Source organism: Protofrankia sp. Cas4, from assembly GCF_963555915.1.
In the GTDB taxonomy this organism is placed as follows: domain Bacteria; phylum Actinomycetota; class Actinomycetes; order Frankiales; family Frankiaceae; genus Protofrankia.
Genome location: NZ_CAUVXL010000147.1, coordinates 1 through 23,088 on the forward strand (window position 1 = coordinate 1; position 23,088 = coordinate 23,088).

18 protein-coding genes and 1 pseudogene are annotated in these 23,088 nt (G+C 68.6%); 2 read left to right on the forward strand and 17 right to left on the reverse strand.

Translation table 11 applies throughout. The features are described from left to right. Positions 1-7 precede the first annotated feature (7 nt). The 16 genes from U9979_RS13575 to pgsA all read right to left on the reverse strand — a co-directional run bounded on the left by U9979_RS13575 (position 8) and on the right by pgsA (position 19,215). Positions 8-2,632, reverse strand: a complete 2,625-nt coding sequence (locus U9979_RS13575; protein WP_416220137.1) for a RelA/SpoT family protein — start codon at positions 2,630-2,632, stop codon at positions 8-10. A gap of 155 nt (positions 2,633-2,787) precedes the next feature. Beyond that, positions 2,788-5,277, reverse strand: a complete 2,490-nt coding sequence (locus tag U9979_RS13580) for a bifunctional (p)ppGpp synthetase/guanosine-3',5'-bis(diphosphate) 3'-pyrophosphohydrolase (protein ID WP_322779654.1) — start codon at positions 5,275-5,277, stop codon at positions 2,788-2,790. 211 nt (positions 5,278-5,488) lie between these two features. Next, entirely contained in the window at positions 5,489-6,055 is a 567-nt protein-coding gene (locus tag U9979_RS13585) for an adenine phosphoribosyltransferase (protein ID WP_322779665.1), read from the reverse strand. A 20-nt stretch (positions 6,056-6,075) separates the two neighbouring features. Further along, positions 6,076-7,320 (reverse strand): protein translocase subunit SecF, encoded by a 1,245-nt coding sequence (gene secF / locus U9979_RS13590; RefSeq protein WP_322779655.1) that lies wholly within the window; start codon positions 7,318-7,320, stop codon positions 6,076-6,078. Between the two features lie 2 nt (positions 7,321-7,322). Next, positions 7,323-9,182, reverse strand: a complete 1,860-nt coding sequence (gene secD, locus U9979_RS13595) for a protein translocase subunit SecD (RefSeq protein ID WP_322779666.1) — start codon at positions 9,180-9,182, stop codon at positions 7,323-7,325. A gap of 480 nt (positions 9,183-9,662) precedes the next feature. Beyond that, the gene (gene yajC, locus U9979_RS13600) at positions 9,663-10,208 is read right to left on the reverse strand and encodes a preprotein translocase subunit YajC (protein WP_322779667.1); all 546 of its coding nucleotides are present in this window, start codon (positions 10,206-10,208) and stop codon (positions 9,663-9,665) included. A gap of 426 nt (positions 10,209-10,634) precedes the next feature. Next, on the reverse strand, positions 10,635-11,666 hold the full coding sequence (gene ruvB / locus U9979_RS13605) for a Holliday junction branch migration DNA helicase RuvB (RefSeq protein ID WP_322750930.1): 1,032 nt from the start codon (positions 11,664-11,666) through the stop codon (positions 10,635-10,637). A gap of 8 nt (positions 11,667-11,674) precedes the next feature. Further along, positions 11,675-12,382, reverse strand: coding sequence for a Holliday junction branch migration protein RuvA (gene ruvA / locus U9979_RS13610; RefSeq protein ID WP_322779656.1), 708 nt, complete (start codon positions 12,380-12,382; stop codon positions 11,675-11,677). Next, the gene (gene ruvC, locus U9979_RS13615; protein ID WP_322756133.1) at positions 12,379-12,915 is read right to left on the reverse strand and encodes a crossover junction endodeoxyribonuclease RuvC; all 537 of its coding nucleotides are present in this window, start codon (positions 12,913-12,915) and stop codon (positions 12,379-12,381) included. Before ruvC ends, ruvA begins: the two co-directional genes overlap by 4 nt. A 216-nt stretch (positions 12,916-13,131) precedes the next feature. Continuing rightward, a complete protein-coding gene (locus U9979_RS13620) occupies positions 13,132-13,887 on the reverse strand; it encodes a YebC/PmpR family DNA-binding transcriptional regulator (protein WP_322779657.1) in 756 nt (251 codons plus the stop codon). Beyond that, positions 13,884-14,534: a pyridoxal 5'-phosphate synthase glutaminase subunit PdxT gene (pdxT, locus tag U9979_RS13625; protein WP_322779668.1), complete on the reverse strand. Its 651-nt coding sequence runs from the start codon at positions 14,532-14,534 to the stop codon at positions 13,884-13,886. The genes U9979_RS13620 and pdxT overlap by 4 nt, the downstream gene beginning before the upstream one ends. A gap of 11 nt (positions 14,535-14,545) precedes the next feature. Beyond that, the gene (gene pdxS / locus U9979_RS13630) at positions 14,546-15,511 is read right to left on the reverse strand and encodes a pyridoxal 5'-phosphate synthase lyase subunit PdxS (protein ID WP_322779658.1); all 966 of its coding nucleotides are present in this window, start codon (positions 15,509-15,511) and stop codon (positions 14,546-14,548) included. Positions 15,512-15,752: 241 nt separating this feature from the next. Continuing rightward, a complete protein-coding gene (locus U9979_RS13635; RefSeq protein ID WP_322779659.1) occupies positions 15,753-16,355 on the reverse strand; it encodes a hypothetical protein in 603 nt (200 codons plus the stop codon). A 53-nt stretch (positions 16,356-16,408) separates the two neighbouring features. Further along, positions 16,409-17,566, reverse strand: a complete 1,158-nt coding sequence (locus tag U9979_RS13640; RefSeq protein WP_322779660.1) for a glycosyltransferase family 4 protein — start codon at positions 17,564-17,566, stop codon at positions 16,409-16,411. After that, on the reverse strand, positions 17,563-18,507 hold the full coding sequence (locus tag U9979_RS13645) for a phosphatidylinositol mannoside acyltransferase (protein WP_416220145.1): 945 nt from the start codon (positions 18,505-18,507) through the stop codon (positions 17,563-17,565). Before U9979_RS13645 ends, U9979_RS13640 begins: the two co-directional genes overlap by 4 nt. 36 nt (positions 18,508-18,543) lie before the next feature. Then, positions 18,544-19,215, reverse strand: a complete 672-nt coding sequence (gene pgsA / locus U9979_RS13650; RefSeq protein ID WP_322779662.1) for a phosphatidylinositol phosphate synthase — start codon at positions 19,213-19,215, stop codon at positions 18,544-18,546. 265 nt (positions 19,216-19,480) lie between these two features. Between pgsA and U9979_RS13655 the strand changes: the two genes are divergently transcribed. Further along, positions 19,481-21,646, forward strand: a complete 2,166-nt coding sequence (locus U9979_RS13655) for an elongation factor G-like protein EF-G2 (protein WP_322779663.1) — start codon at positions 19,481-19,483, stop codon at positions 21,644-21,646. Positions 21,647-21,681: 35 nt separating this feature from the next. On the opposite strand, the gene U9979_RS13660 is transcribed toward U9979_RS13655, so the two are convergent. Further along, a complete protein-coding gene (locus U9979_RS13660; protein ID WP_322756142.1) occupies positions 21,682-22,239 on the reverse strand; it encodes an HIT domain-containing protein in 558 nt (185 codons plus the stop codon). Positions 22,240-22,785: 546 nt separating this feature from the next. Between U9979_RS13660 and U9979_RS13665 the strand changes: the two are divergent. After that, a pseudogene (locus tag U9979_RS13665) lies at positions 22,786-23,088 on the forward strand (hypothetical protein); the annotation flags it as partial.

Here is a 23,088-nt window from a genome sequence, read left to right on the forward strand (position 1 = left end):
GGGCGCTCTAAGCGCAGGGATCGGCTCGAACTCCGCCGGTGCGGTAGCAGTCATACACGCCACCCACCGTCCGTACGGCTGCGAGGACCACGTCCAACTGCGCCGGCCCGGCGACCTCGACGGTGAATCGGGCCCGGGCCACCCTGTCCTCGGCTGTGATGGTGGACGCGGACCGCACGGCGGCCGACGCGTCCGACAGCATTTCGGTGATGTCCGCAAGCAGGCCATACCGGTCAAATGCCTCGACCGCGATCTCGGCGGGGAAGGTCGCCGTCGTGGTGGGAATCCAGGAGGTCACCGCGACCCGGCGCCGATCCCCACGGACGTCCGCCGCGTTCGCGCATTCCTGCCGGTGTACCGAGACCGCCGGGCTGTGCGTGGTGGTGAAGCCGACCACGTCATCCCCCGGCAGGGGCAGACAGCAGCGCGCAAGACGTACCGGGACGTCCGGCCGGCCGTCAACCGCGGCCAACCCCGCCCAGGTCTGCGAACGAACGCGACCCCGCGGCAGCTGCGGCTGCGACACCGCGGGCCGCGCCGAGGGCCGGTGGGCTCGATCCCCGCCGGGATCGGGCCGGTGCGCCGGGCCGACCTCGTTGTCCAGAACGGTCGAGTCGGCCAGAACGGTCGAGTCGGCCAGAACGGTCGAGTCGGCCAGAACGGTCGAGTCGGCCAGGTCCGCACCGCCCGGTGCCGCCGCGGCCGCAGCCCCGGTCGCAGAAGCGGCATCAGAAGCAGCGGATCCCGCCGGTTGGGATTCGATCAGATGAGCCGCGGCCGGCACCACGAGACCCTCCGCAGACACCATGAGGCCCTCCATAGGCACCACGAGACCCTCCATAGGCACCACGAGACCCTCCGTGGGCACTATGGCGCCCGCCGCCAGTCCGCCGGGATCGGTGGTGTCAGGCCCGGTGATGTCAGGCCCGGTGGTGTCAGGCGCGGTGGTGTCAGGCCCGGTGGCAGGAGAGATCGTGTCGGCGTCCCGCCGCTGCTTCGTCGTCCTGCGACGGATCTTCACTCTGGCGCGGGACGTCTTGACGAAATCCAACCAGTCCTCGGACGGACCGGCGCCCGGCAGGCCGGACCGCAGGATTTCCACGACGTCACCGTTACGCAAGCGGGTGTGCAGCGGAACCAACCTGCCGTTGACGCGAGCACCGATGGCACGGTGGCCGAGTTCGGTGTGGACGGCGTAGGCCAGATCAACCGGCGTCGACCTCGCGGGTAGGGCGATGATCCTGCCCTTGGGCGTGAAGATGAGGACCTCGTCCGAGTCGAGATCCGCCGACAGCGACTCGATGAACTCACCCGGATCCTTTGCTTCACCCTCCCAGTCGAGGAGGCTGTGCAGCCATGCCAGACCTTCCAGGCGGGCGCCGTCCGCGGACGGCCCGACCGGCCGCGCGATGATCCCGGTTTCCGCGAGACGGTGCATGGCGTCGGTACGAATCTGGATGTCGACGGGCTTGCCCGCCGAGTCCACGACCGTCGTGTGCAGGGACTGGTACATGTTGAACTTGGGGGTGGCCACGAAGTCGCGTAGCCGCCCGGGCGCCGGGCGCCACATGGCGTGCACTTCCCCGAGCGTCTCATAGCAGTCAGTGACAGAATCTACGAGGATCAGCACACGGGCGATGTCGTTGTAGTCACGCGCCTGGAAGCCGCGCTCCTGCGCCCGCTTGTAGATCGAGAAGAGGTGGCTCGTCCTGACCGAGACCCGGGCGTTGATGCGAGCATCCTCAAGACCGCCCTGCAGCGCGGCGACGATAGCGGCAACCTGGCCGGAGGCGCGCTCCGCGGCGCTGAAGTCGTCGACCATCTCCTGTATCCGCCGGTACTCGCCGGGATACAGGACTGCGAACGAACGGTCCTCCAACTCCCTTTTGATCACACTCACGCCGAGCCGATGCGCCAGGGGCGCGAGGATCTCGAGGGTCACCCGGGCGATGCGCGCCTGCTTGGGCGCCGACTTGAAGCCGAGAGTCCGCATGTTGTGGAGACGATCGGCAATCTTGATGACAAGAACCCGATAGTCCTTGGCAAGGGCGACGATCAGTTTCCGCAGGGTCTCCGCCTCGGCCTCGGCCGCGTCGCCGAAACGCATCTTGTCGAGCTTGGTCACCCCATCGACGATGTTGGCGACCTCAAGGCCGAAGTCCGCGGCGGCGGCCTCCAGCGTGTAGGGGGTGTCCTCGACGGTGTCGTGCAGCAATGCCCCGACGATCGTGGTGGTATCCACCCCGAGTTCGGCGAGAATCTCGGTGACCGCGAGCGGGTGGGTGATGTACGGGTCGCCGCTGTGTCTCTCCTGACCGGCATGCTGCCGGTTCGCGACGTCGTATGCGTGGACGATGAGGCCGATGTCGGCCTTGGGATGATGCAGACAGTGCGCATCGGCCACTTCGCGCAGCTCCGGCGGCACCGGCGGCGTGCTGCGGACCGCCGCCATCCAGCGGCCCAGATGGGCCAAGCGGGCAGTGGCCAGCCGGGCGGCGGCAAGCGTACGCGAGGTTTCCTCTCCCCCGCCGGCACCGTCAGCTTCTCCGGCCGGCCAGCCCCCGCCAGCCCGTTCCATCCGCGCGGGCAACGCCGCGCCCTGCATACCGGCACCTACGATCTCGGCGTCCACAGCGCCCCCCCTTTACCAGATCTCAGCGCGCAGCTGGCCGGCGAGCCATACCGCGGCGGACGACGACCGTCTGCCGCGGCAACATCGATGTCGTACGCGGAACAATCGGTTCCCACCGGCGGGAACCGCCGCATAGCCGGATGATGCAATCATGATCAGCACCGCACGCCCGAGGTGACCCGATAGCAGTCGTGCACGCCCTCGATCGATCGCACCGCATCCTGGATGTGTCCCAGGTGCTTTGCGTCCCCCATCTCGAAGGTGAAGCGGCTGATCGCAATCTGGTCCTTTGTAGTCGTCACCGACGCGGACAGGATGTTGACGTGGTGGTTGGTCAGCACCCGGGTCACGTCGGACAGTAGACGGACACGATCCAGCGCCTCGACCTGGATGACGACAAGGAACACCGAACCCGAGGATGCGGCCCATTCGACCGCAATGGTCCGGTCGTGCGGCGCCGCACGCAGGATCGCCAGGTTCTGGCAGTCGTGGCGATGCACGGACACGCCCTTACCCCGTGTGACGAAACCTGTGATCGCGTCCCCTGGCATCGGCATGCAACAGCGGGCGAGCTTCGCCCACACGTCCTGCGAGCCGGTGACGATTACCCCCGGATCGCCCACCGACCGCCGCAGCGCCCGGGTCGGCAGGGCGGTCTCGGCGACGTCCTCGGCCGCGCCCTCGGGTCCACCGAGCGCGGACACCAGCCGGGCGACCACGTTCTGCGCGCTGACATGATTCTCACCGATCGCGGCATACAGCGCGGAAACGTCGGGGTACCGCATGTCCTTGGCCAGGCTGGGCAGCACGTCGCCGTTCATCAAGCGGGTGAGCGGGAGACCGTGGCGACGCATCATCCGAGCGATGGCGTCCCGGCCGGCGACGACGGCGTCCTCGCGTCGCTCCCGGGCGTGCCACTGGCGGATCTTCGTGCGGGCCCGAGACGACCGGACGAAGGTCAGCCAGTCCTCGCTCGGCCCGGCCGCATGTGCGCGTGAGGTGAAAATCTCGACGCTGTCCCCGTTGTCGAGCGGAGTGTCAAGAGCGGCGAGCCTGCTGTTGACCCTTGCGCCCACGCACTGGTTGCCGACGTCGGTGTGGACGGCGTAGGCGAAGTCGACCGGGGTCGACCCTTCCGGCAATGCGATCACGTCACCCTTGGGGGTGAAGACGAAGACCTCATCGGTGAACAGGTCGAACCGCAGGCTGTCGAGAAACTCGCCGGGTTGCGCGGTCTCCCGCTGCCAGTCGAGGATCTGGCGCAGCCAGGCGGTCTGATCGTGGCCGGAGCCACCCCGACGGGACCGGCCGCCCGCCTTCGACCCGCCGTCGGCAAGCCCGAACGCCCGCGCCTTCGCCGTGCCTGACGGCTGGGCCGCGACCCCGTCCTCCTTGTACTTCCAGTGCGCCGCGATCCCGTACTCAGCCCGGTTGTGCATCGCGTGGGTGCGGATCTGCAGCTCCACGGGCTTGCCGTCGGGCCCGATCACCGTCGTGTGCAGCGACTGGTACATGTTGAACTTGGGCATCGCGATGTAATCCTTGAACCGACCCGGAATCGGCTTCCAGTTCGCGTGGAGCGTACCCAGGGACGCGTAACAGTCGCGGACGGAGTCAACCAACACCCGGATTCCGACCAGGTCGTAGATGTCGTCGAACGACCGGCCGCGCACCACCATCTTCTGGTAGATCGAATAATAGTGCTTGGGACGACCGGTGACGACAGACTTGATCTTAGCTTCACCGAGATGGGCCACCACCGCGGAGACCACACCGGTGATGTAGGTGTCCCGGCTCGGCGCGCGCTCGGCCACCAGGCGGACGATCTCGTCGTAACGCTTCGGGTAGAGGGTCGCGAAAGCGAGATCCTCCAGCTCCCACTTGAGCGAGTTCATCCCCAACCGGTGAGCGAGAGGGGCGTAGATCTCCAGAGTCTCGCGAGCCTTACGTTCCTGTTTGTGCTCGGGCAGGAACCGCAGGGTCCGCATGTTGTGCAGACGGGCGGCGAGCTTGATCACCAGCGCCCGCGGGTCACGGGCCATCGCGACCACCATGCGACGGATCGTCTCGGCCTGGGCGCCCTCACCGACCTTCACCCGGTGGAGCTTCATCACCGCGTCGAGAACATCCGCGACGTGGTCGCCGAACTCGTCCCGGATGCCCTCGAGGGTCATGTGAGCGTCGCCCACGGTGCCATGCAGGAGCGCGGCGCACAGCGTCGGGGTGTCCATGCCGAGATCGGCAAGGATGCTCGCGACAGCTACGGGATGGGTCACATAGGGATGCCCGGACAGACGCACCTGGCCCGTATGCACCCCTGCCGCGGTCTCGAACGCCCGGTACACGGGGCCGACATCGGCGCGGGGATGGTTGGCCAGCAGCCCCCGCAGTACCGGATCCAACAGCGACGGCGAGGGTGCGCGATGCGACGCCAGTTTGGAGAACCGGCCCCGGACCCGACGGGGCAGCGGCGGCGACTCGTGCCCCAGGCGCGGCACCACCGGCGAACCCTCGCCGGGGTCGGGCTCCCCGTGGTCGACCTCCCCGGCGCCAGGCGCGCCGTACTCGCCTGCCGACGACGATTCGTCAACGATCGTCACGCCAGGCTCGGACACTCCGGTCACCACCGGTGCTGCCTCGGGCACAAGCCACTCCTGCTTCACCTAGCAATTCACCCGGCCGCCGGTGGTGCGACAAACCACGATCGCACCCCCTTCGGCCAACCCTTGCAGGCTAACGCTGCGTCGGTCGCTCTCCATCCGCAACCCCAGACAGACACAGCTGGATCACATGTAGGTCACTGGGCCTACGGATCAGAGCTGACGTGATCGAATCGCCACGAGGCCGCCCGATCCGTCACACCTCCATGATCGACGAGATCGCGAGGGGCGCCAGGCGATCGCGTCCGAGCAGGAACATGATCTCCATCAGCACGGCGAGCCCGACAACCTCGGCGCCGGACTGGCGTACCAGCTCGGCGGTGGCGAGCGCGGTGCCACCGGTGGCAAGGACATCGTCGACGAGCAGCACCCGGTCACCGGGCCTGAAGGCGTCGGTCTGGACCTCCAGCGTAGCGGTGCCGTACTCCAGATCGTAGGACCTGCTGATCGTCGCACCGGGAAGCTTGCCCTGCTTGCGAACGGGAACAACACCGACACCGAGACGGTAGGCAACCGGAGCCGCCAGCAGGAAACCGCGCGCCTCGATGGCCGCCACGACGGTGGCACCGTGGCCGTCGGCAGTCTCGGCAAGCGCGTCGATGACCACCGCGAAGGCCGCCGGTGTCATCAGCAGAGGCGTGATGTCCTTGAAGATCACTCCGGGCTTGGGAAAGTCGGGAACGTCTCGAACGTGGGCACGCAGCACATCCGCGGCACGGCCTGGGACGCCGGTGGAGGTGGAGGTGGAGGTCGCCGCGGTCATCGGGGTTGGTTCGGTGGTCGTCACCGCCGCTTTTTACCGCCTGGACGGCCTTTGCGGCCAGAACGCCGCGCCTGCGTCGGCCGGCGCGCCGCCCCGGGCCGGCCGGATCGGGCCCCGGCCACGGCAGGTTCACGGTTGCCGAGAGGTTTCTCACGTTCGTCGTCGAAGAAATCGTCAGCGCCGGTCGCACCCCGCGTCGCACCGATGTCCACCCCGCTGTCCCCTGTCTGCACATCGGGGTCAGGCGCAGGCATGGTCCCCACCCCCGTGGCGACCCGGGGCCCTTTGGTCGACTCGCGCAGGGCCGCCGCCCGGGACCGGGCCACCCGCGCATCCAGTGCCCGGACCGCCGGCTCGTTCTTCTTCAGATCCACCAACAGCGGCGTCGCGACGAACAGCGACGAATAGGCACCCGATGCGATGCCGACGAACTGGGCGAGAGCAAGATCTTCAAGCGTACCGGCACCCAACAGCCCGGCACCGACGAAGAGCAGCGAACCGACCGGTACCAGCGCGATGAAGGATGTGTTGAGCGAACGCATCAACGTCTGGTTCAACGAGTCATTGGTGGCCTCGGCATAGGTGCGCCGGCTGGTCGTGCCCATCCCGGCGGTGTTCTCCCGGACCCGGTCGAAGACCACGACCGTGTCGTAGAGGGAGAAGCCCAGGATGGTCAGCAAAGCGATCACCGTGGCGGGAGTGACCTGGAAACCCACCAGCGAGTAGATGCCCATGGTGACGACCAGGTCGTGGACGAGCGACGCCATGGCGGCGACCGCCATCTTCCACTCGAACCTGATGGATAGATAGATCATCACCAACACCAGGAACACCGCGAGCCCCTGCAGCGCCTTGTTGGTGATGGTCGACCCCCAGGACGCACCGACCGTCGAGATGTCGATGGCCGTATCGGCGACGGCGAACCGTTGCTCGATGGCGGTCTGGAGTTGCGCGGTCTGCACGTCGGTCAACGACGGGGTCTGCACCCGTATCTGGTGCGAGGTCTCCAGCTCCTGAACCACGGCGTCGGCGGGGTTGACACCGGCCGCGGACAGTGCAGCCTGCGCCTCCGCGACCGGCCGGCCGCCGGCGGGAAACTGGAACAGCGCACCGCCCTTGAAGTCGATCCCGAGCGAGAAACCCCGGATCGCCATACTGGCGATACAGATCGTCAGGACCACGGCGGAGACGAGATACCAGACCTTACGCCGGCCGACGAAGTCGACCTCGAACTCGCTGCGGTAGAGCCTCCTGGCCCAGGACACCTCTACTCCTCCTGTCCCGCGCCGGCCGGACGCGACCGTGATGACTGTGAATCGGACGATCGCGGATCGGCTGGACGCGCATCCGCCTTGCCCTGGGCGACCGAGGACCGCCCGCTCTTTGTCAGGCGTGCCGGTGCTGGCGGCCTGTCACGGCCGGTACCGGGGGTCTCCCTCGCGCCGACCGCTGAGACCGTGAGGCCGGAGAATCGGCTGGTCGCGAACAACGGCATGCGGACGAGCAGGGAGACAACCGGTTTGGTGAAGATGAACATGATCAGAATGTCGATCAGCGTTGACAGCCCAAGCGTGAACGCGAATCCCCGGACGGACCCGACCGAGAGAACGTACAGCACCGCGGCGGCGAGGAAGGAGACCGTGTCCGCGGACAACATGGTCCGCCGGGCTGACGGCCACGCCCGGTCGACTGCCGCGCGCACGCTGCGGCGGGCGCGGACCTCGTCCTTGATGCGCTCGAAATAGACGACGAAGGAGTCCGCGGTGAGGCCGATGGAGACGATCAGACCGGCGATACCGGCCAGGGTCAAGGTGAATCCGATCCACCGGCCGAGCAGCACCACAGCGGCGTAGATAAGCAGGCCGCTCACCGCCAGCGAGCTGATCACCACAATCCCGAGGGCCCGGTAGTACAGGAACGAGTACAGGACGACCAGCAGCAGACCGATGGCACCCGCCAACAGGCCGGCCTTGAGTGAATCCTTGCCCAAGGTCGGGGATACCGACTCGGCGCTGGACTGCTCGAATGCCAGCGGCAGCGCACCATAGCGCAGCACATTGGCAAGATCCTGAGCGCTGGACTGGGTGAACGACCCCGATATCTGTGCGTCCCCGGCGATGCGGTCATTGGTGCTCGGCGCGGACTGAACCACGCCGTCGAGAACGATCGCCACCTGCTTGCCGATCGTCTCCTCGGTCAACTTGGTGAACTTCGCCTGCCCGCTGCCGGTAAAGCTGACGTTGACGACCCACTGGCCGGTACTCACAGACGTGCTACCGCCGGAACTGGCCAGTCCCGCCGTAGCCGATTTCACGTCGGTTCCCACCACCTCGGCGGGCATGAGCAGGTATTTGGTCGCGCCCGCGCGATCGCAGGCGGCAACCCACTCGGACGGCTTCTCGGTGCTCGCGGTCCGGCGGTGTGCATCCGACGGGGCGCAGGTCAGTGCCTCGAACGCGCTGATGACCGCCGCCGGTGGCGTGGCACCGGCGGCGGCCGCAGCGGCCTGATCCGTCGCCGCTGGCGGCGAGGACGGCGCGGCGGGCGCCGGCGAGCCCGTCGTGGCAGCCTGCGTGGTAGGCGCCTGGGTCGTGCCCGCCTGCGTGGTAGCCGCCTGCGCGAGCAGGCCGCTACTCACGACATCCGATCGAGTGGTTGTGGACGCAGACGGCTTCGCAGTGGCCCCCGACGTCCCGGAAGGCGACGTGGCGGCCGGACCTCCGGATGAGGTTGCGCCGGGAGCCGGTGTCGGCGAACCATTCTGACCCACAGCTGGGGTCTGACCCGGAGCTGGGGCCGATGTCGGCGCCGGTGCAGGCGCCGCAGCCGCGGGCGCCGACGTGGCGACCTGGCGGAAACGCAGTTCCGCCGTCTGGCCCACCAGCGCAACAACATCATTGCGTCCGCGGCCGGGGACCGCGATCTCGATCTGCGTGTTATTCCGCTTGACCTCGGCCTCAGCGACGCCAAGACCGTTGACACGCTCACGGATGATGTCGACAGCCTTGTCGACCGCCCCGCTGTCCACACCCCTGCCCGCTTCGGTCGACCTGGGCGTGAGAATCACGCTGGTGCCGCCCTGCAGGTCGAGCCCGAGCTTCGGCGTCCAGGTACCCGTCAGGGCCATGACCCCGTAGAGCAACACCAGAAGGCCGGAAAGGACCCCGATCCGGGACCAGGCGGGGCGCGTGGCCTTACGCCGTGGCCCTGACCCTTGTGCCAACGGATGTCCCTTCGTCACGCGCCGGTGCGCTCATTTCACTGTCTGTTCCAGTGCTTACGTCAGTGCTTACCTAGCTGCTTACGTCGGTGCCTTCGTCAGTGCCTTCGTCAGTGCTCACGTCGCCCGTCTGATGGAGCAATCGGCCCACCGCAGGCGGCCTCAGATCCGGCAGTACCGCCGGAAACGCACAGCGGACCATGTTCGCTCCGCCTGCGGTTGGCCAGGACAACACCGGCCGAGACAACAGTGTCAGCCGCGCCCAAAGTATCGGAACGACTGTCAAGCTGGATGCGTTCCTGTACCCCGTTCAGGCAGGCCCGTCCTGGAGCCCGTTTCCGACCGTCTGTCCGGCCCGTTCGGATGATGTCGCATCAGCGGACCGCACTACCCACCGGGCGCATCCGACTTCCCCGACGTCTTTCCGTTCCCGGGAGAGTCGCTCTTGGTCACGTCCGTCTTGGTCACGTCCGTCTTGGTCACGTCACTCTTGGTTACGTCCGTCTTTGTCATGTCGATGTGCGAGTTGGCCGAACCGTGGTCGTCAACCCCGGCATCACCCGGCGCGACGTCGTGATCCGAGTAGCCCTCGACCGCCTCGGCATCGTCCGGCGCGTCGTCGTCCGACGCCTCGTCGTCCGACGCGGAGACAACCCTGGCGATCGCCGTGCGAGCAAACCGGCACACGACGTCCGGCGCGACCTCCAGTAGCACGTCACCCTCGTCGACCTCGACCACCGTCGCGTAGAGCCCGGCCGTGGTCACCACCAGGGTGCCCGGAACAAGCGAGGCCAGCGTCTGCTGCTGCGCCCGCTGGCGGCGCCGCTGGGTCGACATAAAGAAGAAGACAACCACCACAATCAGGATCAGCGGCAGAAAACCGCCGATCCCGCTACCGCCACCATTCTGGGCCGCCGTCTCGGCGACCACCATTGCCTGCACGTCCACGTCCTCCCATGTAGTGCGGCCGATGCTACGTACCGACCGCGGGCTCGTGACGCGCAGGCCCCCCAGCGACCCGGGGACTTCAGCCGCCGGCGCTGCGACAGAACCACGATCGCATCGCCTTCGGCCCGCCAGTCACCCGGGGACTTCAGCCGCCGGCGCTGCGACAGAACCACGATCGCATCGCCTTCGGCCCGCCAGGGCGCTCTTAGCGCGCCCGGCAACAGGGGACGCGGCGTCGCGGGGCTCGGGCACGCACCTCGCCGCATCGCTCCCCATCCATCGCTGCGCGATGCACGGGGTACCCCGGCTCCGTCGGTCGACACCCACAACCTCCGGTGCCTCCCTCCTCCGTCTCGCGATCTACGTACCCCAGCCCCGCTCCTTCATCCACGCCCCTGTTGCCGGGCACTCTTACCGCGGGACCTGAGAACGTCCCAGGGCATCATCAAGGGGATCAAGGCCGAGATGGGTGAACGCGGCAGGGGTGGCGATCCGCCCGCGGGGGGTCCGGGCCAACAGACCCGCACGGACCAGGAACGGCTCGGCGACCTCCTCGACCGTGTCGGGTTCCTCCCCCACAGCGACCGCCAGAGTCGTCAGGCCCACCGGACCGCCGCCGAAGCGGCGCACCAGCGCCTCCAACACAGCCCGGTCGAGCCGGTCCAAGCCGAGCGCGTCTACATCATAGACGCGCAGGGCGGCCCGGGCGACCTCGCGCGTGACGATTCCGTCCGCCCGCACCTCGGCGTAGTCACGAACCCGGCGCAGCAGCCGGTTGGCGATCCGCGGCGTCCCACGCGACCGCCCGGCAACCTCGGTGGCGCCGTCGCCGGTGAGACGTACCCCCAGCAACCCGGCCGAGCGGGTCAGCACACTGGTCAGCTCATCGGGATCGTAGAAGTCCATGTGTGCGGTGAACCCGAACCGATCACGCAGCGGGCCGGTGAGAAGACCTGACCGGGTGGTCGCGCCAACCAGGGTGAACGGAGCGAGGTCCAGCGGGATCGCGGTCGCGCCGGGGCCCTTGCCGAGCACCACGTCGACCCGGAAGTCCTCCATCGCGGCGTAGAGCAGTTCCTCCGCGGGGCGGGCGATCCGGTGGATCTCGTCCAGGAACAGCACGTCGCCCGGAGCGAGCGCGGTGAGGATCGCGACGAGATCTCCCGCGCGTTCGACCGCCGGACCGCTGGTCATCCGCAACGGGACCGACAGCTCCCGTGCGATGATCATCGCCAGGCTGGTCTTGCCCAACCCAGGTGGCCCGGACAACAGGACGTGGTCGGGCGGACGGGCGCGGGCCCGCGCCCCTTCCAACATGATCGTAAGTTGCTCGCGGACCTTCTGCTGGCCGATGAACTCCGCCAGGCTCCCCGGCCGCAGACCGGCCTCGAACGCCTGCTCCTCCGGCTCAGCCACCGGCGAGACCAGACCCTCGGCATCCACGGGCTGCATCACCGGGGCCGCAGGGCGGCCAGCGTCCGGCGCAGCAGCAGAGCTACCGTGTCCGGCGCCTGATCGTCACCGACAGCGCCAGCGTCACCCAGGCCGTTGTCACTGGCGCGCACTGTGGTCAGCGCGTCCTCGGCCTCACGCGCGGTGTAGCCAAGCCCGAGCAGCGCGAGACGAACCTGTTCGGCAACGGCGACCCGGGGTCTGTCTGGCACCGCCGACGGACCGCCGCCCACGCCGGCATCGCTGTTCGCGTCGGCACCGTTGTCCGCGTCGGCGTTCCCACCCTGGGCCACGGGCACCGACATCGGCGCTGCGAGGCGGTCCTTGAGATCGAGGACGATGCGCTGCGCACCCTTGCGGCCGATGCCGGGCACCTTGGTCAGAGCGGCCAGATCCTCAGCCGCGACCGCGCGGCGCACGCCGTCGGGGCTGTGCACGCCGAGGACGGCCTGGGCGAGCCGGGGACCGACCCCGGACGCGCTCTGCAGGGTTTCGAAGACGTCACGTTCGTCGGCATCGGCGAACCCGTAGAGAGTGAGCTCGGTCTCCCGGACGACCAGGGTGGTGGCCAGGCGTGCATCCTGGCCTACCCGCAGCCGTGACAGCGTCGCGGGGGTGCACTGCACGAGCAGCCCGACCCCACCGACCTCGACGACGGCTGCTTCGGGTGACAAGGCTGCGACCGTGCCCGAAACAGAAGCGATCATCGACCGGTCTCCTTCCGGACAGCCTGGCCACCGTGGACCGCAGCCGCCATCCTGGCCAGCGCCGGGCCACGCCACAGGTGGCACAGGGCCAGCGCCAGGGCGTCCGCCGCATCGGCCGGACGCGGCGGATCAGGCAACCTCAGCAGGCGGCTCACCATGAACGCCACCTGGGCCTTGTCCGCCCGGCCGCTACCGCTGACCGCGGCCTTCACCTCGCTGGGCGTGTACAGCGCCACCGGTAGGCCCCGCCGGGCCGCCGCGACGATGGCCACCGCCCCGGCCTGCGCGGTACCCATGACCGTCCGGACGTTGGCCTGGCTGAAAACCCGCTCGACCGCGACCGCATCGGGGTTGTGCCGGCCGATCCATTCATCCAGGCCCTGCTCAAGTGCCCACAGCCGGGCTGCGACGTCGTCGGTGGCCGGCGTGCGCAGCACACCGACCGCAACCAGCGAGGCGTTCCGGCCGGGGCCGCCGTCAACCACACCGAGACCGCAGCGCGTGAGCCCCGGATCGACACCGAGCACCAGCACCAGCGCCCTCCCGCTGGCTGGTCCGCGGACCAGCCGTTCTGAATCCTGACTTCAGCTACCGTCGACCATTGTGGCCCCGTGACGGTTCGCCACGGTCGCGACACGCGCGAACGTCCGTTCGACTCTCGAAACGCCAGGTCGCACCTGACACCCGCGCGTTGCGATGCGCGAGGAGTGAGGCGCGAGGGGTGACTGGTAGCCGGCGAGGAAAACCCGTCAGGCCGAGACCAACTCCATGATCTCATCCGAGATGTCAGCATTAAACCAGACATTTTGGACATCGTCGAGATCTTCCACCGCCTCGACGAGTTTGAGGACCTTGCGGGCGGATTCCTCGTCCAACGGCACGCTGACGCTCGGCAGCCACGACAGGTCCGCGGCCGAAACCGCGAGCGCGGCGCCCAGCGCGGCGACCCGCACCGCATTGAGGTCCGTCGCCTCGGACACGACCTCGAAGGCGTCACCCAGGTCGTTGACCTCCTCAACGCCGGCGTCAAGAACGGCGGCCAGGACGTCATCCTCGCTCAGACCGGGCGTTTTGGGGACCAGGACGACGCCCTTGCGGTTGAACAGGTACGAGACCGAACCGGGGTCCGCGACGGTACCACCGTTTCGGGTGATCGCGACCCGGACGTCGGAGGCGGCCCGGTTGCGGTTGTCGGTGAGGCACTCGACCAGGACGGCCACACCGCTGGGCCCGTACGCTTCGTAGGTGATCTCCTCGTAGTTGACGCCGCCGGCGAGCTCCCCCGAGCCCCGCTTGACGGCCCGGTCGATGTTGTCGTTCGGCACCGACTGCGACTTGGCCTTGGCAATGGCATCCGCCAAGGTCGGGTTTCCGGCCGGGTCCCCACCACCGGTCTTCGCCGCCACCTCGACCGACTTGATCAGTTTTGCGAACAGCTTGCCACGACGCGCATCGACGACTGCCTTCTTGTGCTTCGTGGTCGCCCACTTGGAGTGACCGCTCATGCCCTGCCCCTCACCTGTACCGACCCCTGCCTTCCACGATTGCCTATGACAACGTCGACGAACATCCGGTGTATCCGGATGTCACCGGTCAGCTCCGGGTGGAATGCCGTTGCCAGCAGATTGTCCTGGCGGACCGCGACAATTCTGTCACCAACCCGGCCCAGAACCTCAACCTCGTCCCCGACCTTCTCCACCCACGGTGCCCGGATGAAGACCGCTCGAACCGGGCCGCCGGCGACACCGACGAGATCGATATCCGCCTCGAACGAGTCCACCTGGCGGCCGAACGCGTTGCGCCGCACGACGACATCCAAGCCTGCGAGCAGCGGTTGGCCGGGTGCGGCGTCCAGGACCTCGCGGGCCAGCAGAATCATGCCCGCACAGGATCCGAACACCGGCAGCCCGTCCGTGATCGCCGCACGCAGGGGTTCCAGCCAATCGAACACGCGCAGCAGCCGCCCGATCGTGGTGGACTCCCCACCGGGCAGGACCAGCCCGTCCACCGCTTCCAGATCGGACACGCGCCGGAGCTCCATCGGGTCGGCGCCGACCGCGCGCAGCGCCCGGACATGCTCGCGGACGTCGCCCTGCAGTGCCAGCACGCCCACCCGCGCCACCCGCGCCGGCCGCGCTGCCGGAGCGATCATGCCGAGGTCGCTCACCAGCCGCGATCGGCGAACCTGGCCGCGGGCTCCAGCTCGCCGGTGCTGATGCCGACCATCGCCTCCCCGAGACCACGCGAGACCTTCACCAGGACGTCGGCGTGGTTGTACATGGTGGTGGCTTCGACGATCGCCCGCGCACGCCGCGCCGGATCACCGGACTTGAAGATGCCCGAGCCGACGAACACGCCGTCGGCGCCCAGCTGCATCATCAGTGCCGCGTCCGCGGGCGTGGCGATGCCACCCGCGGTGAACAGGACGAGCGGCAGGCGCCCCAGGCTCGCGACCTCGGCCACGAGCTCGTAAGGGGCGCGCAGATCCTTGGCCGCGGCGAACAGCTCGCTGGGGTCCAGCACCGACAGGCGGGCGATCTCCGCTCTGATCGTGCGCATGTGCACGACGGCGTTGGACACCTCGCCGGTACCCGCCTCACCCTTCGACCGGATCATCGCCGCACCCTCGCCGATGCGACGCAGCGCCTCACCCAGGTTGGTCGCGCCGCAGACGAACGGGACGGTGAACCGCCACTTGTCGATGTGGTGGTGCGGGTCGGCGGGGGTGAGGACCTCGGACTCGTCGACGTAGTCGACCCCCAGCTGCTGGAGCACCTGGGCCTCGACGAAGTGGCCGATACGCGCCTTGGCCATGACCGGGATCGACACCGCCTCGATGATCTCCTCGATCATCTCCGGGGCGCTCATGCGAGCCACCCCGCCCTGGGCACGAATGTCGGCCGGCACCCGCTCCAGGGCCATCACCGCGACCGCCCCGGCATCCTCGGCGATCCTCGCCTGGTCGGCGGTGACCACATCCATGATCACTCCGCCTTTGAGCATCTCCGCCATGCCCCGCTTGACCCGGGCCGTCCCCACCTGGGTACCGGCGGAGCGGGGAGGCTCGGCCACCCGTACGGGCCCGTCGTCGGGCTGCGCAGGCTCGGGTGCGGTCAGGCCATCGGACATGACTCGCCTCTCTTTACACGGATCCGTCGAGAGCAGGTGTCCCTGCCCACGCGAACGTCGACAAACCGGACTTCGACCTCCCGGGCCACCAGCGGATGCGCGCATTCGCACCGGACGGGGGACGCCTCATCGTACGGCCGAAGTACCACCTGAATCCCACCCGGGCACCCGGATAGGCACACGGGCGGTCGGAGACGAGTGGTCGCGACGGCATGCCGCACGCCGCATTACAGAAAGGGCATCATGGGGCTAATCCGGTCATATCACCATTCAAGGTACCACCGTCGGGCTTGTGCTCGTCAGCATCGCCGTCGATCTTCCCGTCTCCGCCACTGCGCACCGGGAGGGCGTCGTCGATCTCGAAGTAGGCGGGCAACGGTCTGCGCCCGGACAAGCGCAGTATCCGGACGACCCGCCTGCTTCGCAACGCCCGGACATCACGGACCGCGTCATTGTGCAGCTGGCGGGCAAGGGCCACCCTCGCCGCGGCGACGTCCACCGCGTGCAGGGCGTCAGGCGCGCGATCGGCTGTCGCCGCGACCTGCGCTGACCGCAACGCCCGGCTGAGGTTGTTCTCCACCGCTTCGGCGTCGTTGTCCAGCGGACCGTCAGCAGCGAGAGCCGCATGCGCCGCCCGCGCCCGCGCCACCGCCTCGCCCAGCTCCGCCAGTTCGCACTGTCGGACGAGTTCCCCGGCCGCGGCCACGCGCAGCGCCAGCTGGGCGGTCAGTCCCGTGCGGGCGTCGGTGACCCGCACCGCGAGGCGGTCGAGACGGCTCGCGAGCCAGGTGAGGTACGTGGCGATCAGAACGATGACCGCGACCGTGAGGACAACTAGGGGCACCTCGCGCAGCGTAGTCAACACCGGGTGAGGCCGCGCCAGGGGATTGACTCCGATCAAGCAGAATGACGGATCGCCTTCTGCTGGGAACCCACCGCTACCGATACCGGCGCGTCGCCGGCGACCATCTCGTACACTCCGACGATACTTTTCGCGATCCTCGGCCAGTCATAGGCGGTTACCACCGCCCGGCCCCGATCGCTGAGGCGGCCACGCTCGCCCGGATCGGCCAGCAGCCCGGCAAGCGCATGGGCAAGCCCCGCCGCATCCCCGACCGGGAACAGTCGGCCGGCGTGGCCGTCGTCGAGGACGCGACGGAAGGCGTCGATATCGCTGGCCACAACCGGCGCGCCGGCGGCCATCGCCTCCAGCAGGACGATGCCGAAGCTCTCCTGCCCCGTGTTCGGCGCGCAATAGATCTCCCCCGAATGGAACACCCGCGGTTTGTCCGCGTCGGAGACCAGACCGAGCAGGTGAACCCGGTCCCGCAGACCCGGCTCCACCCGGTCGAGCACCGCCTCGCCGTCGCCCGGGCCGGCGACCAGCAGTCGCGCCCGCTCGCACCGCGCCACCAGCGTCGGCAAGGCCGCCAGCAGCACGTCCAGACCTTTGCGGGGCTCGTCGATACGCCCCAGGAAGACCACGGTCGCACCGCCCGGTGGGCGCGTGGGCAGCGGTGTGGCGTCCCGGAAGGTGCCCACCGCCACGCCGTTGGGAATAAGGATCGCGTCCACGCCGAGATGTTCGACGATCGTTCGCCTCGCCGCCTCGGACACCGCGATCCGGGCCCGGACCTTCTCCATCGACGGCTGCAATGCGCCGTGCGCAGCCGTCAGGATCTTCGAACGCGGGTTGGACGTGTGGAAGGTGGCGACGATGGGACCATCGGCAAGCATGCAGGTGAGCAGGCTGACGCTGGGCGCTGTGGGCTCGTGCACGTGCAACACGTCGAAGTCGTTCTCCCGCAACCACCTGCGCACACGGGCGGCTGACACCGGCCCCATCAGCAGCCTGGCGACCGAGCCGTTGTAGGGCACCGGCACCGCGTGGCCCGCGTCCACGGCATAGGGCGGGAGGGTTGTCTCATCGTTGACCGGCGTGATCACCGAAACGTCGTGACCCAGCCCGATGAGAGTCTCGGCGAGGTCGCGCACATGGACCTGAACCCCTCCGGGCACGTCCCAGGTGTAAGGGCAGGCCAGCCCGATCTTCATGTTTCCACTCCGGCCGGCGGCGGGCAGGATGCGGGCTCAACGGGCTCAACGGGCTCAACGGGCTCAGCCGGCTCAGCCGGCTCAGCCGCAGCGGCGGTCGCCGGCTCGTCCCGCCAGATGCGTTGGAGCATGTGCCAGTCCGCGGGGTAGGCCGCGATTCCCTCGGCGAAGGCGTCTGCCAGCGCCTGGGTCATCTGCGCTACGTCGGTATGCGGCACAGCCGGGTGAATGCGCACACCCCAGCCGTCCGGATCGAACCACAGCGTGGCAGGCAGCAACGTCGCCCCGGTCCGCAGCGCGAGCGCGGCCGGCCCCGGCGGCATCGTGGCCGTCGCTCCGAAGAAGGTGACCGGCACCCCGTCCGCGGACAGGTCACGGTCGGCCAGCAGGCACACCGTGCCGCCGGCGAGCAGGCGATCCGCCAACAGGTCAAAGGGTGGCCGCTCACCACCGGTGAGCGCGATGACCTCCATGCCGAGCGCGGAGCGGAACCGTATGAACCGGTCGAACAGGGATGCCGGTTCCACCCGTTCGGCAACTGTCGTGAACGGTTCCCCGTTCGCGGCGAGCCACGCGCCGGCATGCTCCCAGTTTCCCATGTGCGGCAGCGCCGCGATGGTGCCGCGGCCGGACGCCAGTGCCGCCCGTAGCCGCGGTTCCGCCACCATGCGCATGCCCTTGATGATCCGTTCGCGCGGCATGTCCTGCAGCCGGAAGACCTCCAGCCAGTAGCGGGCGTAGGACCGCATGGCAGCTCGCGTGAGATCGTCGAGGTCGGTGTCGGGTGGGACTGTTCGCGCCAGGTTTGCGCGCAACCGACGGACTCCGCGGCCGTCCCTGCGCACGGCCGCATCGGCCGCCGCGGTGAACACCCGCGCGGCGACACGCTCGGGCAGGACACGCACGACCCGCCAGCCCGTCGCATAGGCCAGGTCCGTCATCCGGGCACGCGCAGTCGTCAACGCCGGCCGGCCCCGTCAGTGGACCCGCGTTGCCGCGGGCGGTTCGACCGGCGGCCGGGCCGCCCGCCCGGCAGCGCCCTGGCCTCGCCCCAGGTACTGCCGATGGACATGGACGATCCGCTGCGCCACCGTCAACACCGTGGCCGCGGCGAGAAACCACAGCGCGGCCGGTAGCAGATACGGCACGCCCAGTCCGTAGAGACCCGCGGCGACCAGAACGACCAGAAGCCGCTCACCGCGTTCGGCGAAGCCGACGTCACAGTGAAATCCCAGCCCTTCCGCCCGAGCCTTGACATACGAGATGATCGAACCAGCCGTCAGGCAGATCAGGGCGGCCACACACAGCGGCAACGAATCACCGTCACCGGCGTACCAAATGATCAACGAGCCGAAGATGGCGCCGTCACCGACCCGGTCGGAGGTGGAGTCCAGAAACGCACCCCACGGCGAGGAGATCCCGCGAGCGCGGGCGATGAGTCCGTCGATGAGGTCGGAGACGGCGAACAGTGTGATGACGACAGCGCCGGCGAAGAAGACCCCGCGGGTGAAGAAGCCCAGCGCCCCACCGACCACGCCGATGGTGCCCACGATGGTCACGGCATCCGGTGACACCCGCGACCGGGCCAACCGCTCACCCAGAGGATCGAGCACGTGCTGGATCTGCGGTCGCGCCTTGCTAGCGAGCATGTCCCGTCCCGTCCCGTACGTCCCGCACTGCTCGTTCACAGTACTGCCGGCACGATCGGCAACCGCCACATCATTCGGCTGACACGGGTTGTTCACACGCCCGTCAAGGAGGAATCTGTTCCCAAGGGGCTCGCGTTCCCTGCAGGGCTCACCTTCCCTGCGGGGCTCACCTTCCCTGAGGGCTCAGTAATCCGTCCGGCAGCCGTCCACTGGTTTCTCACCGTACCCATTCACCCAGTGGCCATGTCACTGCGGGGAGGCGCGGGTGAAGTCAGCACCATGCGAGGTCCGTCCCGATCACCAACGCGGCGCCGACGTGCGCAACATCGTCCTGGTCGGCCACACCGGAGCGGGTAAGACCACCCTGGCCGAGTGCCTGCTGGCCACAGCGGACGGCGGTGAGGCTGCGCACGGCCGTGCCGCCAATGCCCGACATGCCGAACATGACGACACCGAGAGCCGGCAGCGCACGCTCAACCTCACTGCGCTGTCCACGATGCACCGGGGATTGCGGATCAACCTTCTCGATACACCGGGGCTCGCTGATTTCATCGGGGACCTGCGCGCCGGCCTGCGCGGTGCCGACGCGGCCCTGTTCGTGGTCAGCGCCCTCGACGGAGTCGACGGCTTCACCCGGCTGCTCTGGGACGAATGCGCCGCCGCCGCAACGCCCCGCGCAATCGCGATCACCAAGCTCGATCGCCCTCAGGCCGACTTCGCCTCGACCCTCACCGTCTGCCAGGAGGTGTTCGGGGCGGGCGTGCTCCCGCTGTACCTGCCAGTCGGCCGCCCGCGGCCTGACGAACCCGGGCCCGGTGAGCAGCGATACCGGCTGGTCGACCTGTTGGCACCGGCCGAGAGTGGTCCGGCGAGCCAGCACGGCGGGCCGGGGGCGGTTGCCGCGGCCCGCGACGCCCTGATCGAAGGGATCATCGCCGAGAGCGAGGACGAGTCCCTGCTGGACCGTTACCTCGCCGGTGAGAGACTGTCGACGAAACTGCTGCTCGACGATCTGGAGACCGCGGTCGCCCGCGGCCGTTTCCATCCGGTCGTGGCAACCGTCGGGAACGGAACCGACACGTTGGGCGTGACAGAGCTGTTGGACCTCTTCGCGCGGGCGTTCCCGTCCCCGTTCGAACATCCGCTACCAGCCACCAGCCGACCGGACGGATCGCCGTGTCCGCTGCCGTCAGGCGACCCCGACGGTCCGCTGGCCGCCGAGGTCATCAAGACCACGACCGATCCCTATGTCGGACGCATCTGCCTCATCCGGGTGTTCTCCGGGACGCTGCGCCCGGACACGCCGGTTCATGTCGCCGGACACGGCCGGGCCGACCGGGGCCACCCCGACCACGACGAGGACGCGAAGATCGGCACGATCTCCCGGCCACTGGGCCGGGCGATGCAGCAGACCGTCGAGATGTGCCGGGCCGGCGACATCTGCACCGTATCCAAGATCATGACAGCGGAGGCCGGGGACACGCTGTCGAGCCCGGACGGTCCCATCATGCTCGAGGCCTGGAGCATGCCCGAGCCACAGCTGCCGGTGGCGATCCGCGCACGGACGAAGAGCGCCGAGGACAAATTGTCGACCGCGCTTGCCCGTCTCACCGCAGAGGACCCGAGCGTGACTGTCGAACACAGCGGTGAGACTGGTCAGCTCGTCCTGTGGTGCATGGGCGAGGCACACAGCGATGTGATCATCGAGCGGCTCGGGAACCGGTACGGCGTGGATGTCGATCGGGTGCCGGTACAGGTGCCCATGCGGGAGACGCTACGCGGACCGGCCCGGGGAACAGGCCGGCACGTCAAGCAGTCCGGTGGCCATGGCCAGTATGCAATCTGTCATATCGAAGTGGAACCGCTACCGCCGGGATTCGGACGGGAATTCCGCGACGAGGTCGTCGGCGGTGCGGTCCCGCGTCAGTTCATCCCGTCGGTGGAAAAGGGCGTGTGGCGCCAGTTCGACCTCGGGGTCGCCGCCGGCTTCCCGCTTGTCGACATCCGGGTTCGCCTGGTGGACGGCAAGGCGCACTCCGTGGACTCCTCCGACGTCGCTTTCCAGGCCGCGGGTGCGCTGGCGTTGAAAAACGCGGCTCGGTCCGCCGGGATCGTCCTGCTCGAACCGGTGCTCGCCGTCTGCGTGCTCACCCCCGACGCGCATGTCGGCCCGGTCACCAGCGACCTGGCGGCACGACGTGGACGGGTCGTCGGGATCGAGCCCGTCGGCGCAACGGTGCCCGCAGACCCTGGCGGCAGGAATCGGACGGTGATCAGAGCTGAGGTACCGGAAACAGAAATGCTCAGATATGCCGTTGACATCCGTTCGCTGACCCAGGGCACTGGCACGTTCTCCCGCAGCCACGTGCGGTACGAGCCGCTACCTGAACACCTCGCCGCCACGTATCTCACCGCTCGGACAGCCGAGTAACGCTTGGCGCATCCCCAGGGACAGCGGTGTGGATGTTAGTCCGTCTCCTTCCAGGCCGCGGCGGTCAGGTCGCGGGTCTGGCCGAGGAGTGCGGGCAGCACCCTGGTGCCGCCGACCACCGGCATGAAGTTGGTGTCACCGCCCCAGCGTGGCACGACGTGCTGGTGGACGTGTTCGGCGATCCCAGCGCCCGCCACGGTACCGAGGTTCATCCCGACGTTGAAACCGTGCGCGCCGCTGGCCCGCCGCAGAGCCCGCAGCGCATGCTGGGTGAACAGGGCCATCTCCGTGGTCTCGGCGTCCATGAGATCGGCGTAGTCGGGGATGTGACGATACGGGACGATCATCAGGTGCCCGGAGTTGTACGGGTAGAGGTTGAGAACGGCATAGACGACCTCGCCCCGAGCGACGACCAGCCCCTCCTCGTCCGACATGGACGGGATGATGCAGAACGGGCAGCTTTCGCCGGTCGGTCTGTCCTCGCCCTTGATATAGGCCATCCGGTGCGGCGTATACAGCCGTCGGAAGCCGTCCGGGCTACCGACGCCGGCCTGGGCCTCCAGCGAGACACCCTCCGGCGTGGTCGACGTCATATCCACGAACTGCCCGTTTCCGATGTGCGACCGGGGTACCGGGTTCGAACGGGTCGACCTGGCTGGTACGTCACTGGCGCGGCCTCCCGACGCATCCGGAACCTGAGTTCGGGCCCGCTGGAGCGGCCTGAGCCAGCACCAGCACCACCACCCACGCCCAGCGTACCGGCGTACAGATGCCCGTGACCACGCATACCTCGGCCAGTCTGACGAGAGGCTGACGGCGTGGGGGGGTCGCCGTCAACCTCTCCCCACTAGCGTAAACGGTTTCCACGCACCGCGCCGCCACTATGACCGGAGTCATTGCGCGTGTCGTCGCCGGGATGGCCCCGTGACACCCGGTTCTGGCCCGCCCGGTTCTGGCACGCGTAGCCCTCGATGCATTCGCCTGGGTCGACGGATTCCGGTTGTCACCGTGTCAAGAACCTGGCCGCCGCGGGGCGGAGATTGTGCTCACAGCTATTTCACATCTTCTTCTCAAGGTACAGCCACACTCGGCCGCGACAGTTCACGATCAGAACCCACCCAGTGGACCGGAGGTAGACGATGGCATCCGTCCAGGCCAGCCCCGCCAAGGCCAGCTCCGTCGACGGCGCATCGGAGAACGTGCCGGTCGCCCCGGCCGGGGACGCGGTCACCGTTGCGAGCCCGCCGCCACCGCGCCAGAGCCCACCAGAGCCCACCAGGGCCGACCGGGCGGCCGGGCGGCCGGTACGTACCGCTGTCGAGTTCCTGACCGATCCGCTCGGCCTGCTCACCCGGCTGCGCCGCGAACACGGCCCGATCGTGCGGGTGCCGCTCGGACGCAGTGCCGCCTACCTCGTCATTGACGTCCTCCCCGCCCTGAAG

What these genes read in the sequence shown, in the direction of transcription:
- ruvA (WP_322779656.1), bottom strand. Translation starts at nt 12,382, where the DNA reads ATGATCGCTTCTGTTTCGGGCACGGTCGCAGCCTTGTCACCCGAAGCA.
- U9979_RS13660 (WP_322756142.1), bottom strand. Translation starts at nt 22,239, where the DNA reads ATGACGTCGACCACGCCGGAGGGTGTCTCGCTGGAGGCCCAGGCCGGC.
- secD (WP_322779666.1), bottom strand. Translation starts at nt 9,182, where the DNA reads ATGGCCCTGACGGGTACCTGGACGCCGAAGCTCGGGCTCGACCTGCAG.
- U9979_RS13620 (WP_322779657.1), bottom strand. Translation starts at nt 13,887, where the DNA reads ATGAGCGGTCACTCCAAGTGGGCGACCACGAAGCACAAGAAGGCAGTC.
- U9979_RS13645 (WP_416220145.1), bottom strand. Translation starts at nt 18,507, where the DNA reads ATGACGGACCTGGCCTATGCGACGGGCTGGCGGGTCGTGCGTGTCCTG.
- pgsA (WP_322779662.1), bottom strand. Translation starts at nt 19,215, where the DNA reads ATGCTCGCTAGCAAGGCGCGACCGCAGATCCAGCACGTGCTCGATCCT.
- pdxS (WP_322779658.1), bottom strand. Translation starts at nt 15,511, where the DNA reads ATGTCCGATGGCCTGACCGCACCCGAGCCTGCGCAGCCCGACGACGGG.
- U9979_RS13585 (WP_322779665.1), bottom strand. Translation starts at nt 6,055, where the DNA reads ATGACCGCGGCGACCTCCACCTCCACCTCCACCGGCGTCCCAGGCCGT.
- pdxT (WP_322779668.1), bottom strand. Translation starts at nt 14,534, where the DNA reads ATGATCGCTCCGGCAGCGCGGCCGGCGCGGGTGGCGCGGGTGGGCGTG.
- yajC (WP_322779667.1), bottom strand. Translation starts at nt 10,208, where the DNA reads ATGGTGGTCGCCGAGACGGCGGCCCAGAATGGTGGCGGTAGCGGGATC.
- U9979_RS13640 (WP_322779660.1), bottom strand. Translation starts at nt 17,566, where the DNA reads ATGAAGATCGGGCTGGCCTGCCCTTACACCTGGGACGTGCCCGGAGGG.